Annotated in this window: 16 protein-coding genes; 10 read left to right on the top strand and 6 right to left on the bottom strand. The window is 37.6% G+C overall.

The features are described from left to right. Positions 1-8 precede the first annotated feature (8 nt). The 7 genes from SKA34_RS18220 (at position 9) to gspS2 (ending at position 4597) form a co-directional block, all read left to right on the top strand. On the top strand, positions 9-995 hold the full coding sequence (locus SKA34_RS18220) for an aldo/keto reductase (RefSeq protein WP_006646994.1): 987 nt from the start codon (positions 9-11) through the stop codon (positions 993-995). Between the two features lie 14 nt (positions 996-1009). After that, a complete protein-coding gene (locus SKA34_RS23010; protein WP_006646993.1) occupies positions 1010-1411 on the top strand; it encodes an amidohydrolase in 402 nt (133 codons plus the stop codon). A gap of 15 nt (positions 1412-1426) precedes the next feature. Beyond that, positions 1427-1843, top strand: coding sequence for an amidohydrolase (locus SKA34_RS23005; protein ID WP_369750686.1), 417 nt, complete (start codon positions 1427-1429; stop codon positions 1841-1843). A 193-nt stretch (positions 1844-2036) separates the two neighbouring features. Continuing rightward, the gene (fucP, locus tag SKA34_RS18210) at positions 2037-3329 is read left to right on the top strand and encodes an L-fucose:H+ symporter permease (RefSeq protein WP_006646991.1); all 1293 of its coding nucleotides are present in this window, start codon (positions 2037-2039) and stop codon (positions 3327-3329) included. Continuing rightward, positions 3330-3686 carry an L-rhamnose mutarotase gene (locus SKA34_RS18205; RefSeq protein ID WP_006646990.1) on the top strand — a complete coding sequence of 119 codons (357 nt, stop codon included), beginning with the start codon at positions 3330-3332 and terminating at the stop codon, positions 3684-3686. A gap of 190 nt (positions 3687-3876) precedes the next feature. Then, the gene (locus SKA34_RS18200; protein ID WP_006646989.1) at positions 3877-4176 is read left to right on the top strand and encodes a YciI family protein; all 300 of its coding nucleotides are present in this window, start codon (positions 3877-3879) and stop codon (positions 4174-4176) included. Positions 4177-4195: 19 nt separating this feature from the next. Next, a complete protein-coding gene (gene gspS2, locus SKA34_RS18195) occupies positions 4196-4597 on the top strand; it encodes a type II secretion system pilot lipoprotein GspS-beta (protein WP_006646988.1) in 402 nt (133 codons plus the stop codon). Positions 4598-4673: 76 nt separating this feature from the next. On the opposite strand, the gene sbmA is transcribed toward gspS2, so the two are convergent. The 4 genes from sbmA to SKA34_RS18175 form a co-directional block, all read right to left on the bottom strand. Then, positions 4674-5684 (bottom strand): peptide antibiotic transporter SbmA, encoded by a 1011-nt coding sequence (gene sbmA, locus SKA34_RS18190; protein ID WP_005370758.1) that lies wholly within the window; start codon positions 5682-5684, stop codon positions 4674-4676. Between the two features lie 278 nt (positions 5685-5962). Next, the gene (locus SKA34_RS18185) at positions 5963-6901 is read right to left on the bottom strand and encodes a class I SAM-dependent methyltransferase (protein WP_006646987.1); all 939 of its coding nucleotides are present in this window, start codon (positions 6899-6901) and stop codon (positions 5963-5965) included. An 80-nt stretch (positions 6902-6981) separates the two neighbouring features. Then, positions 6982-7260: a hypothetical protein gene (locus tag SKA34_RS18180; protein ID WP_006646986.1), complete on the bottom strand. Its 279-nt coding sequence runs from the start codon at positions 7258-7260 to the stop codon at positions 6982-6984. Between the two features lie 150 nt (positions 7261-7410). Then, complete coding sequence (locus SKA34_RS18175) at positions 7411-8106, bottom strand: TIGR01621 family pseudouridine synthase (protein WP_006646985.1); 696 nt, start codon at positions 8104-8106, stop codon at positions 7411-7413. Positions 8107-8393: 287 nt separating this feature from the next. On the opposite strand from SKA34_RS18175, the gene cls reads away from it, so the two are divergent. Then, complete coding sequence (cls, locus tag SKA34_RS18170; RefSeq protein WP_006646984.1) at positions 8394-9845, top strand: cardiolipin synthase; 1452 nt, start codon at positions 8394-8396, stop codon at positions 9843-9845. Positions 9846-9925: 80 nt separating this feature from the next. Here the strand turns inward: cls and yiaY are convergent, their stop codons facing one another. After that, positions 9926-11074 (bottom strand): L-threonine dehydrogenase, encoded by a 1149-nt coding sequence (gene yiaY / locus SKA34_RS18165; RefSeq protein ID WP_006646983.1) that lies wholly within the window; start codon positions 11072-11074, stop codon positions 9926-9928. Between the two features lie 514 nt (positions 11075-11588). Between yiaY and SKA34_RS18160 the strand changes: the two genes are divergently transcribed. Beyond that, positions 11589-12383 carry a M48 family metallopeptidase gene (locus SKA34_RS18160; RefSeq protein WP_006646982.1) on the top strand — a complete coding sequence of 265 codons (795 nt, stop codon included), beginning with the start codon at positions 11589-11591 and terminating at the stop codon, positions 12381-12383. 54 nt (positions 12384-12437) lie between these two features. On the opposite strand, the gene SKA34_RS18155 is transcribed toward SKA34_RS18160, so the two are convergent. Beyond that, on the bottom strand, positions 12438-13307 hold the full coding sequence (locus SKA34_RS18155) for a LysR family transcriptional regulator (RefSeq protein WP_006646981.1): 870 nt from the start codon (positions 13305-13307) through the stop codon (positions 12438-12440). Between the two features lie 99 nt (positions 13308-13406). Here SKA34_RS18155 and SKA34_RS18150 point away from each other — a divergent pair, with 99 nt between their 5' ends. Next, positions 13407-14018: a LysE family translocator gene (locus tag SKA34_RS18150; RefSeq protein WP_006646980.1), complete on the top strand. Its 612-nt coding sequence runs from the start codon at positions 13407-13409 to the stop codon at positions 14016-14018. Positions 14019-14297: the final 279 nt, after the last annotated feature.

Genomic DNA, 14297 nt, shown 5'->3' with positions numbered 1-14297 from the left:
GATATATGATGGAAACAAAAAAATTGGGCAAAACAAATTTAGATTTAACTAAAATTGGTTTTGGAGCTAGTGGTTTTGGTAATTTATATCGTGAAATATCAACTCGCCAATCGTGTGCTGCATTAGATAAAATTTGGGATGTCGGCTGTCGTTATTTCGATGTTGCTCCTCACTACGGAGCAGGCCTTGCAGAGCGTCGTCTCGGGTTAAGCCTTCACAAATATAATCGTGACGATTATATTCTATCAACAAAAGTTGGCCGTATTTTACACCCTCGCCATGAGCAAGGTGTGCAGATGCCAAATGATTTTCCTAATGAAGCTCCATTTAACCGTCATTATGATTACTCCTACAGTGGTGTGATGCGCTCATTTGAAGATAGTTGCCAACGATTAGGTACTAACCGAATTGATATTTTATTAATGCACGATATCGGTAGTTATACGCATGGTGATCAGCATAATAAACAATTCAAGATTGCTATGGATGGCGGTTATAAGGCTATGGATGAGTTACGTAGCCAAGGATTAGTAACAGCAATTGGTATTGGCTGTAATGAACATGACGTTCTAAAAGAAGCAATGCCACATACTGATTTTGATTGTTTCATGCTCGCAGGTCGCTACACATTATTGAACCAAACCGCAGATGATGGTTTTCTCGATGAATGTGTAAAAAAGAATATTTCAATTATTCTTGCCGGCGTATTTAACTCAGGCATTTTAGCTTCAGGTCCTAAGCCTGGAGCTAACTATGATTACGCACCTGCATCTGACGAAATCATTGCAAAAGTACAACGGATCTATCAAGTATGTGAAAAACATAATGTCGACCCAATTGCCGCTGCTATTCAATTTCCGTTTAGACATAAAGCAATTACAAGTGTGATGCTTAACGCCATGAAAGAGCATCATTTAGAGTCAAACTTAAAAGGTATTACTGCCTCTATTCCTCAGGAATTTTGGAACGAAATTGATACCTTAACTCACTTGTAATAAGGAAATTATCCATGAAAATAATTGATGCTCACCAACATTATTGGCACTACAACCAAAGTGAGTTTGATTGGATTGATGATTCCATGAAAGTATTGCAACAAGATTTTCTTCCTAGTCAGTATAAAGAAGAAATGAAAGACAATAATATTCATGGCAGTGTTGTTGTTCAAGCTCGACAATCGGATCAGGAAACAAAATGGTTATTAGATTTAGCAGATCATAATGAACATATTTTAGGTATTGTTGGCTGGATTGACTTAAAATCCAAGAGTCTTGAGCATCAATTAAAAGAATATAAAACATCGACTAAATTAAAAGGGTTTCGTCATGTTATACATGATGAACCAGACATAAACTTTATGCTCGATCCACAATTTATTAATGGCTTACGTTTATTAGATAAATATAATTAAACTTATGACTTATTAATAAAAAGTGAACACTTAGAAAACACTATAAAATTAATAGAACAATTACCTAAAATGAAATTGGTTATTGATCACATTGCCAAACCAAATATAAAGAAAAAAGAATGGGATGCATGGGCTTTTCATTTAAAAAAAATTGCAAATAATTACCCGCATGTCTACTGTAAAATTTCAGGCATTGTAACTGAAGCCGATTGGTATAACTGGAAAGAAGAAGAACTCATAGAATATATAAAGTATGTAATTGAAATATTTGGCCCAAGTCGCGTTATGTTCGGCACAGACTGGCCCGTATGCCAAGCTGCAGCCAATACGAATAAAATCATAGACTTATGCAAAGACTCTGTTAACAGCGATAATCATAACATCCAATACAAATTATTTAATGAAAGTGCTTCATTATTCTATAGTTTATAATTAACAAAAATAAAGGTTATTTAATTAACCTTTATTTTTACACTTTTAAAATAAAAAACCGAATAAATACAGAATATAAAGACCATGATAACAATAAAAAAACCACAAATTAATTAAGCGGTTTTTTTAGGTAATATTTCATCAACCCTACTTAATGATGATTTTTTACAATAATGGAATGAGGCATAATTAAATGCATGTAAATATAAAAGAGTCGAATGTTAATAACATTTCAACCACTAAGAAATATACTCTCGCGTTTGCCACCCTTTGTGTTATGTTTTTTGCTTGGGGTATCCCTAATGCACTTCAGAATGTAATTCTTCCTCAGTTTCAGATTGGTTTCCAATTAAGCAACCTCCAAACAGGATTTATTGATAGTGCTTTCTATTTTGGCTATTTTTTCGTTCCAATTATTGCGGGTATAGTCAGTAATAAATTTGGTTTTAAAGTGTCAATTCTTATTGGTGTTGTATGCATGGCTGCAGGCACTTTTCTATGCTCGACATCTGCATCAATCTTTAGTTTTGGTTACTTCTTAGTTGGTCTGTTTATCATCGCTGGCGGTTGTGGTTTTTTAGAATCATCCGCAAACCCACTTGCAACAATGTTAGGCTCCAAAGATGAAGCTGCTTTTAGAATCAATTTCGCACAAATCTTTAATGTGGCAGCAAGCTTTTTAACGGCAATTATTGGCTCCCACTATATATTAAAAGGCGTTACGTATAAAAGTGATACTCAGTTAGCTACAATGTCCCAAGAACAAGTAGAAGCTTATCATCACAGTTTAGTACACACAGCGACAGCACCTTATTTCGTGATTGCAATAGGGTTATGTCTTATCGTTGCTTTAGTCATTTTCACACCATTTCCTAAAGCAAGTGATGTAGGCAGTGCCGGTGAATCTTCTGACGGCTATTTCAAAACATTTAAGCGTGTAATGAAAAAGCCTCATTTTAAATGGGCGCTCATTGCGATGTTTTTAATGAACGGCTGTCAAAACGGTATTTATGCCTTCGCAATTCGATACAGTGCAATGAAACTAGAGCTAACACCAGATCAAGCGTCAAGCTATTTAATCTATGTACTTGTTGGTGCTCTTGTTGGACGTATTCTTGGTACACAGCTAATTAAACGCTTTTCTCCTCATTTAGTATTAGGATATTTAGCCATCTTATCTTGCATTGCCGCATTATCAGCATCATTTGCACCTGGATATATTGGAGTGTACTCGTTAGTAGCAGCAGCAATGTTCATGGCTATTATGTACCCTACTATTTTCTCTCTAGGTATTTCAGATTTAGGAAGAGACACAAAAATCGCTTCTTCTTTTATGGTAATGATGATTGTAGGCTCTGTCGCTATGGTGCCACTTATGGGTTTCATTGCTGACAATGTTTCTGACTTCTCGATGGCTGAATTAGCCCCAGCCTTTGGCTACTGTGTGATCAGCTTCTTTGCCTTTAAAAAAGCGATGGTGCGATAAATGAAAATTTTTACCAAAGTACTTAAGATTAATGAACACTTTAATGCCAGCGAATATATAAAAGCACACCAGCCCGAAAATATGTGGCCAGAAACGGTGACAGCCTTAGCTGAGATTGAAGTATTAGATATGGAATTATATTTACATGACGACACTATCATTATGACAATGATAACCAACGACGACTTTAATCATGATATCGCAATGGCGAAGTTAGCAACTCTCCCTCGCCAAGCCGAATGGGAAGCTTACGTAGCACAATTTCAAGGTGCCGATAAAAATCAATCAGCTAAAGATAAATGGCAGCCATTAGACAAAATTTATCACTTTAAAACATGCCAAGAGTTTCTAAACTAACATCAAAGCCCTAGTTTTCTAGGGCTTTTCTTTTTTACAAAAAATGACGTCATTAATCACATTCGTCAAATATAAAAAAATACGCCTAGTTAGTGCATTTGTTATTAGTTACTATTGCTCAATAAAATAACGAAGATAGATAGCCACACCTTACTGCTATCATTTCTGTACTTTATTAGGGAGAACAATAATGTGGTACGTCATTTTTTCTCAAGACGTTGAAAATAGCTTAGAGCGACGTATGAGCGTTCGTGAAAAACACCTTGCACGTTTGAAGGATTTACAAGAACAAGGTCGCCTATTAGTTGCAGGACCTATGCCCGCCATTGATAGTGAGAACCCAGGTGATGCAGGATTTACAGGCTCGACTGTTATTGCAGAATTTGCTTCTTTAGAACAAGCACAACAATGGGCTGACGCTGACCCTTATATTGATGCAGGCGTATACGCTAATGTGATTGTGAAGCCATTTAAAAAAGTACTTCCATAATTTATTTAAGGTCGAAATTGTGAAATTAACTATAAGCAAAGCGCTAATCACTGCATCATTAGGTTTATTACTGCTTAGTGGCTGTGCTTCTCATGAAAAACAACAAATTGCAGAAGCATTAGCAAAAAGCCGCGCGGCTGCAATTGATAGTAAAGCACCTTATCCAAAAATCGATGCTTATCAAATAACACAAGCTTACGCGTCAGGAAATACCGTTAAAATAAATGTTATTTATGGTGGGAAAAGTCGTATTTCACCATCAAATGCTGCAAAAGTGGCTGCGAGAAACTACTGTAATGACAAAGAAATAAAACCATTGTTTGATAGTGGTGTAAATTACCTAATTACGATCAAAGATATCAGTGGTCGTACAATGGCCGAGCAAGCGGTATCTAAAAAATCTTGTGAAGCATTGAATTAATATTTATTTTCATAATAATAAAAAGCCCGTACCAATGATCATTTGGTACGGGCTTTTTCAATATTGATCGGTATGGTTAAATTTGCTCGTCTATCGTTATTTCTGAAGCCGCAATGGCCTCGTTAATTTGTATTTCAAATGCTTTCAAACGTTTATAAATCGACATCAATTCAACAATAGTCTTCCAAGAATGTACCAAATATTGGAATGATTCTTCTACCTTGCCGAATGAATTATTAATTTGTTGAAAGAGCCCGAAAGTGATTGCGCCTGAAACAATGGCTGGCGCCATCGCGATAAAAGGTAAAATCACTGTATATTGAATATAGGAAAACCTAGCAACATCAAAATATAAATAATGCTTGAACAGTGTGAAGTAATTTTTCCTAACGTTTGAATAGAGCTCTTTAAGTGTTTCTGGCTGCGCTCGCTCCTGATGGTCCTCACCATGTACAAGCTCTTTACGATACGCCGCTTCAACTTTTTGATTATTAAATTCAAGTCCCGGAAGTTTAAATCCTACAGCAGCAAGAAGCACTGTTCCAAAAATAGAAATAATGATGGCTAAATAAACCAGTGAATGATCAACGGGTCCTATCCAAGGTAATTCTTTGATATTCTCACTTAACGTCCACAAAAGAGGTAAAAAAGCAATAAGAATCATTACTGAGCGCAAAAAACTAACCCCAAGTGATTCAAGTATCGCTGCTAACCTCATTGTGTCTTCTTGTACACGCTGTGATGCCCCTTCTATATGACGGATCTTATCCCAATGAGAGGTATAATAGTCATTCATTGCCGTTCGCCATCTAAATACATAGTGCTTAGTAAAAAACTCTAAGAAAACAACAACAAAGACATATACAGACACTATATTTAAAAATTCAAAGCAGCCTGCAAGTATTTCTTCAAGCGACACTGAATTTGGTGTTGTCATTGCCTTTTGAAGTAAATCGAAGAAAGAACCATACCACCCATTGACTTCAACAGTTACTTGTACAAGATACCAAGTACCATAAAGTATTAATGCGCTTCCCAAAATCGACCATAAAAACCAGCGTCGATCGAGAAAAAAAGACTTAAACATAATGACTCATCCTTAATCGATGTTTTGTTATGTAACTACACGAAATGAAATAACAATCCTGCGTTTTTATTTTTATATGCTGTCTTCTCAGTATTTGTCAGCAGCTAAAAAATTGCAACATTACCTTAATTATGAACAAGTTAGTAAGGTTAAATATATGGTTATGTGACACTTTACCCATTTTTATCACTAGTAACACAGTAATTAGATATAAAAAATCCCTTATATTTAAAACATAAGGGATAAGATAGTGGTTGTCGCTATTTTCTATTTTTCAATTAGTTGCGTTTGAATACTAAGGCCTTTAAACCACCTTCTGGTTCAATATCTTTAAACTCTGATGGATTATCAAGACGTTTTTCAAACACTAGCTCTGGTGCTTCTGCTGCCATACCTTCAATCAAGAAAGCTGAAGTAATGCTAGGATCATTCACACACGCTAACACTGTGCCGTTTGGGGTTAACAATTCAGGTAAACGGCGTAAGATCTTTTGATAATCTTTCGTTAGTGCAAAGCTACCTTTCTGAAATGATGGTGGGTCAATAATAATGAGATCGTATGGACCATATTTTCGGACCTTACCCCATGATTTAAATAGTTCATGGCCTAAGAAACTGACTTTCTTTAAATCATGTTTATTTAAATGGTGATTATCACGACCACGGCTTAATGCCGCTTTTGCCATATCAAGGTTCACAACATGCTCAGCACCACCAGCAATCGCAGCAACCGAGAAACCACAGGTGTAAGCGAATAAATTCAGTACGCGTTTACCTGCTGCTTGCTCGCGAACCCAGTCACGGCCTAAACGCATATCAAGGAATAAGCCATTATTCTGCTTACGACCCAGATCTAGCTTGTAAACTAAACCACTTTCAATCACATCTTGATATTCTGACGTTTCTCCCCACATCACGTCCATCGGAGATCCTTCGCGATCACGATGCTGAAGCAATAGCGATATCGCCCCACTCGCTTGCCATTGTGGTGTTGTCGTAAGGCTATTTAATAGCGTTATTAATGCGCTAAGAAATTCTGGTGATGGCTCTTTAAACAAGGAAACAAGTACTTGACCTTGTAGCCAATCAACCGTTATTTGCTCTAACCCTTGCCAGCAACGTCCACGGCCATGAAAAAGTCGACGAACTTCATTAGGCGGTGAAGACAAGGCTGTTAGTAGATGAGCTTCTAAAGTGGGTAATGCACTTATTTCCATAATTTCAAACTATATAGTGAATTAAGGGCGCTATTTTATACACTGACCACAAGAATACCAGTATCCTCGTCTTATATTACTCAAGCCGCTAATAATAGGGTCGTTGGCGACACTGAAGCAGTGATTTCTCTAGGCAAACAAAGCGGTATAAATGCTGGATAATTACGGTAAATTAATTGCGACGATAATTGAAAAATACCATCGTTAGTCTGCTTCAATACAGGAAGGTAAGGGGAATAAAACATAGAATACTTAAATTGAAAGAACTGCTGGGCCCGATGACGACAATGACGAAGTTGACGTTGATTACGTTGATTACGAATTTGATTTCTATGAGCTCGTGAGCGGGCAATACGCATGATTTTTCTCTTGCTAGGTGATCCTAGACAGCCATTATACGTTAAGCTTATTGATAGTTATAGCACCAAGAATATGTGCTGATGCTAATTGCTGAGGATTTCTACAGTTCTAAATAAACTGCAGAAAAACACAGCAATGACTTCAAGACTTTATAAACTCGCCTTTTTATAAGCCAGTGTTGGCCACTCTAATTGCCATGGCTGACTCCAATCGCTTAACGCCTGTTGCGTCTCAGCTACTTGCCACAATTTACCGTCTGTTGGTGGACAAATAAAACGCTGTGTTTTGCCCTTATAAGGAAAAGACAGAGCATAAGCATGTAAGTAACCACGATCTGACGCTTCAGTGCCATAAATATCATCGCCTGTGATACCAGAACCGACACTACGTAATGCAACACGGATCTGATGCGTTTTCCCTGTATGCGGCTTACAGAGAAATAAACGTCGTCCCTCCCCTGCTGCTGTTGAGAAAAACTGGGTGATGGCAGGGTTTTCCTTCGTACTTTCTAATTTCCAGCTACTACGACGTGAACGAGTCATATCACCAATCACCACAACTTGTTTTTTCTTTGGCTTTTTGGTGCCTATCGCAACATAAAACTTTTCGACCACACGCTCGGCAAAATTAGAAGACAGGATCGATGCTGCTTCTTTATTTCGTCCAAGCAGAAGTAAACCTGATGTCATTTTGTCGAGACGATGGATCAAATACAGTTTTTCGTCACCGGTTTGTTCAGCAACAGCAGCGAGTAACGGCTGATCATTGTCATCTTTATGAACACTGATACCTGGATGCTTATTAATGACTAAAAAATCAGGGTGTTGGTATACAAGAGTAAACATAGGGCAGCCTTACATCAAAAGAGCGAGCGAGTATAACAGCACAATATCAAAGGAAAAGTCACGGGCGAAATTAACACAGAAAAAAGGGGTATATCCCAATCCAATAGATACTTCTTCTTAATAAATTTCAGTCATTAATATTAGGTGCAATTTATGCATTTAATTAAACAGTTAAAAACTGATTTCTCACCCAATTTTTGTTAATAAACACCCTAAATATTAGGTTTTTTTCATTTTTCAATGCACTATATATCTATAACGTATTATTGAATCAATGAAGTCATTTGATGGAACAATTTTATCAAGTCTTAACGTGGATTGGCGTTTTCGCCTACTGGTTACTCATCGCATCGGTTACAGTTCGCGTCGTATTTAAACGTCGCGTTGTTGGAGTATCGCTAGCGTGGATGATGATCATTTACATCGTACCCATCGGTGGGGTAATTGCATATCTATTATTTGGTGAATTAAATCTTGGTAAAAAGCGAGCTGAGCGTGCACGAGAAATGTTTTTGCCTTTTGGTAATTGGTTTAAACAACTCAATGATTGTCCGGGGCATCAACCTCAGCAAATGAGCCTTGTTGCTAAGCCGATCAGTGAGTTATGTGAAAATCGATTAGGCATCCCCGGACTCATTGGTAATGACCTATCCTTGCAATCATCACCACAAGAAATTTTACGTTCACTGGTTAACGACATAAACCATGCACAATATTCAATCCACCTTGAATTTTATATCTGGAACCCTGGTGGACTTGCAGATGAAGTAGGCGTTGCTTTAATTCAAGCCGCTAAACGTGATGTTAAAGTCCGCTTATTACTTGATTCTGCAGGTAGTATGCGTTTTTTCCAATCGCATTGGCCTAAGTTAATGCGCGGTGCTGGCATCGAATTAGTTGAAGCCTTAGCGGTATCACCGTTTAGGATGTTCTTCCGTCGCCTTGATTTACGTCTACACCGTAAAATTGTTGTCGTTGATGATCATATCGCTTACACAGGCTCTATGAATTTAGTCGATCCATCATTTTTTAAAGTCGATGCGGGCGTGGGTCAATGGGTCGATGTCATGGTGCGAATTTCAGGCCCTACCGTTTCGGTTTTAAATTGTATTCAAGCATGGGACTGGGAAGTAGAAACAGGGAAACGCTTTTTACCCCCACTGCCTTCCTGTACCTTTGATACGGCACACAAAGACACGGTACAAGTCATACCATCAGGGCCAGGTATGCCAGATGATATTATTCATCAAGCGTTGTTACTCAGTATTTACCAAGCACAAAAATCAGTCGTTATCACAACCCCTTACTTCGTACCGAGTGAACATTTACTTCATGCCATGAAAGGAGCAGCTGATCGTGGTATTGCAGTACACATTGTTATTCCGCGTAAAAATGATTCAGTTATGGTGGAATGGGCAAGCCGATCATTCTTCAGTGATTTACTGGAATCAGGAGTACATATCCATCGTTTCCACGGCGGGTTGTTACACACAAAATCGGTGGTGATTGATGATAGCCATTGCCTAATTGGTACTGTAAATCTTGATATGCGAAGCTTATGGCTTAATTTTGAAGTGACGATGGCTGTCGATAATATTGATTTCACACAAGAGCTAAGTCAATTACAACAAACCTATATTGCTGATTCTGACGAAATCGATCGTGAGCAATGGAGTAAACGATCAATGAAGAACAAATTTATCGAGCGTTTTTTCTATATGTTTAGCCCACTGCTTTAACGCCATTAAGCGAATACAAAAGTTAACCATTAAAAAAGGCAATCTATAAGATTGCCTTTTTATTATCTCATTACTTTAAATTACATTGCTGCCATAAAGATCTGTGAAATTTCTTCATGAGTTGCTTGTTTAGGGTTAGTGAAACCACAAGCATCGTTCAATGCATTGTCAGCCAATAATGGGATATCTTCTTCTTTCACACCAAGTACTTTTAAACCTAATGGAATGCCAACATCTTTAGATAGCGCCACAATCGCTTCCAGTGCTGCATTAGCACCCTGCTCTGCAGTCATACCTTCGACATCAACACCCATTGCTTTAGCAACATCACGTAAACGCTCAGCTGATACTTGTGCGTTATAACGCTGAACATGCGGTAGTAATACTGCATTACATACACCATGAGGAAGATTGTAATAACCCCCTAACTGATGCGCCATCGCATGTACATAACCGAGTGACGCGTTGTTAAATGCCATACCAGCCATAAACTGCGCATATGCCATTTGCTCACGAGCATTCAAGTTTTGTCCATCTTTTACTGCGGTACGTAGGTTTTGTTGAATTAACTCAATCGCTTTAATCGCCACTGCATCAGTAATTGGTGTTGCGGCTATTGAAACATACGCTTCGATAGCGTGAGTTAATGCATCCATCCCTGTTGCAGCAGTTAATGATGCAGGTTTTGCCAACATTAACTGAGGATCATTTACAGATATTAATGGAGTCGTATTTTTATCGACAATCGCCATCTTAATATGACGTTCTTCATCAGTGATAATACAGAAACGGGTCATCTCCGATGCAGTACCCGCTGTAGTGTTAATAGCAACCACAGGCAGCTGTGCTTTTGCAGATCGGTCAACACCTTCGTAATCACCAATGTGACCACCGTTGGCAGCCAATAGCGCAATACCTTTCGCACAGTCATGTGGAGAACCACCACCAAGAGAAATCACAAAATCACATTGGTTTTCTTTTAGTAACGCTAAACCTTCATCAACGTTTTTAATGGTTGGGTTTGGCTGAGTACCATCATAAACCACAGAGTCAATATCACGCTCAGTGAGCAATAAAGCCACTTGAGTAACCACACCAATTTGGTTCAATACTTTATCGGTAACAATAAGTGCTTTTTTAAAACCGTGAGATTTAATCGCATCAGCAGCTTGAGTCAAACAGCCTGCGCCCATGAAGTTAACAGTAGGAATATAGAATGCACTGCTCATAATATTTACCTTAATTTAAATAATATTAATTACCAAAACACTCTGTTAAAAATGCTTTCGTAAATAACACAAGAACAATCAAATATCTTTTTATTATTGTTTTACCTACTTAATAATTTATTTATTTGATCTTAAACAAAAAAATCAACGTCATAATAAAGATAATTTTTTAAATTGATAAAGATCTCATTATTTGCTTATCATTATCTATTCTATGAAATTTAGATTTGATATAAAGAAACAATATAAAAAATAAATTGTAATACATTATAATTAATGTGACATATCTCTGTGAAAAGTCGAATTAATCATGATAGTTCCATAAGGTATTTTATTTTTAAAAAATAGAATAATTAAGCCATTAACGCACAACAAGAAATACTCTAAAAGCAATAAATGTGTTTTTTCATTATACACGTCGCATTTTTATACTCTTAAGTTTGCCTGCCATTCATCTTAATTGCACTATTTTGCCTATTCATGATTTTAATTAACTGACAAAAGGAATTATTTAATGAACGTTTCTTCGTTACGTCACCCTAAAGAAAATCTTTATAAAATGTTATGCATTATTATTGGTGGATTAATTTGGGTTGGATTATTACTGGGCACACTTTTTAGTATTCTTATTTTTCTTATCCCAGTAGCATTTTTTATTTGGCTATCAAGTAAATTCTTTCAAGCTAGTATTTTTGGTAATGCCGTTCACGTTAATAAAAACCAATATACAAACTTAAATAATATGGCTGACGAAATAGCAACTACGCTTGATATGAAAGAAAAGCCTGAAATGTTTATTGTAAACTCTCAAGGTTTAACCAATGCATTAGCGGTGAAATTTCTATCTCGTAAATACACTCTACTGTTTAGCGATTTAGTTGATTTATTATGGGAAGATAAAAAACAAGATCAACTGCGCTTTGTCATTGCTCATGAGCTTGCTCACCATGCCGCAGGTCACGTAAATTTCTGGATTAACCTATTAATGAAACCTGCAATGTTTATCCCTTTCTTAGGTTCAGCTTATAGCCGTGCTTGTGAATTGACCTGTGATCGCATTGCGGCTGAAATTATTAATAATAAATCCGCCAGCATTAATGCCCTCATCACTCTAGCATCAGGAAGCCGAGAACTGGTGACTGCAACCAATAATGACAGTTTTGTACAACAAGAGCTGAGTGTGCCTGCTGTGTTTGGCTTTTTACAAGAAATAACATCAAGCCATCCACGCATGACAAAACGTGTTATCGCGATTAATAACTATCAGCTTAGTGATCAAGAATCGACTCTGATCGCTCGCGAAGCCTAACAAAATCATTGCCATACTAAAAAGCCGCTTTAAATTAGCGGCTTTCATTCATTTTTAGCACTTCGGTATAGCCTGCGATAAATTATCTATTAACCAATCAGCAAACTGTTTTTCTTCATCGACTAAATTTGCTTTATCACTCATCAGAATATAATCACACCCCGAAGGCACAAAACCAAATGGCGCTACCAACACACCTCGTTTGATGTCATCCATAACAAAAGGATATGACCCCATTGCTGCCCCTAATCCTTCAATAGCCGCTTGAATACAAAAATAAAAATGACCAAACTTCTGCTGGGAGTGGCGAGTAAAATCAGTTGCTGTATCGCTCCTCTGCTGCCAGCTTTTCCATGCTTTAGCTCGAGTTGCACTATGAATCGTCGTGATACTGCCAAGATCGTGCTTCACTTTTTCCCAATAATCGGGCGAGAAAACGGGACCCACCCATTCTTCAACTAATGACGTTTTATAGTAATCACGAGAACACTCAAAATCATCACGACGTATAGCAAGCGATAAGCCATTTGTCCCTAATTGAACAGCACCACCAGCCGTCGATAAACGCACATCAATACCTGAAGATTCATAAAAGCCACTTAATCGAGGCATCAACCAACGCATGGTTAATGTTGGCTCACATGACACTTCCAACGTATGAAGCGCAGGCTGTCGCAACTCATTCACCGTGTTTTCCAATACGGTGAACACTTGACGGGTCGACACTTTTAACTTTTCACCTTCCTGCGTTAAAAAGACGTTTCGACCTTTCTTATAAAAAAGCTCAACGCCTAAATACGCTTCTAGCGTCTTGATCTGTTTGCTCACTGCGCCATGCGTAATGTTCAATTGCTGTGCCGCTTCACTAAAACTTGAACATGACGCTGACACATCGAATACATGAAAAGCTTTAAGATGTCTCATCTGTGAATTTTTCTCACATGTTATCCCACTTATTTTCAATTAAAACATAGCCATCGTACGCATACAATAACGCCATAAAAAGACTTATTGGAGAGACAAATGGAACTGATCAGCTTAGCGATTTTAGGATTATTAATTGTAATAAGCCCAGGCGCTGACTTCGTATTAGTATTAAAAAACAGCCTCAATCACGGGCGTTCAGCGGGGATCTGGACAGCTATCGGCATTAGCCTTGCGATCACCATCCACATTACTTACTCATTATTGGGGATCAGTTACCTTATCTCACAAAATGAAATGCTCTTTAATGCCATTCGCTATGCAGGTGCTGCCTATCTAATTTATTTAGGCATTAAAGGGATCTTTTTTTCTGACAACAAAACCGATCTACAAGGCGAAACTGCGCTAAGCAAAAGTAGCCAACACTTTCTGGCACAAGGCTTTCTTTGTAACGTGTTAAACCCTAAAACAATGCTGTTTTTCTTAAGTGTGTTTAGCCAAGTCGTTTCTAATGATACAAGTAATAACCCTATAGCTCTGATATATGGTGGTTACATGATTGTCATGCATTTTTTATGGTTTAGCCTTGTTGCAATGCTATTCACCTCAAAAGCACTACAAACACGCTTATTAAATATGAAAAAAGGCTTAAACCAACTCTGTGGCGTAGGGCTGGTTACCTTCGGTACTGTGCTGGCATTAAAATCTTAGCGCTTTAAACTCAACGTCGCCGATCATCATTCGGCGACTTTCTTTTTCACCTCCAATATTTCTACAAAATCCAACTAACTTAGTGAAAAGTTCTCACTAAACATTAGTAATTTCATGACGAAGTTTATGGGATAACCCTAATACTGGGATCAACCCAATAAAGGTCTAGTGATGGTGCTAGACCTTTATGCTTTTTATACTGTGGAGAAATGTGAATATATTGCTCACTGTTTATTAAATGAAGACACCATTTACACCAAACGCAAAAAAGCCACTAAC

The sequence above is a fragment of the Photobacterium sp. SKA34 genome (assembly GCF_000153325.1).
Classification (GTDB): Bacteria; Pseudomonadota; Gammaproteobacteria; order Enterobacterales; family Vibrionaceae; genus Photobacterium.
This window is presented reverse-complemented; position numbering and strand designations above follow the sequence as displayed.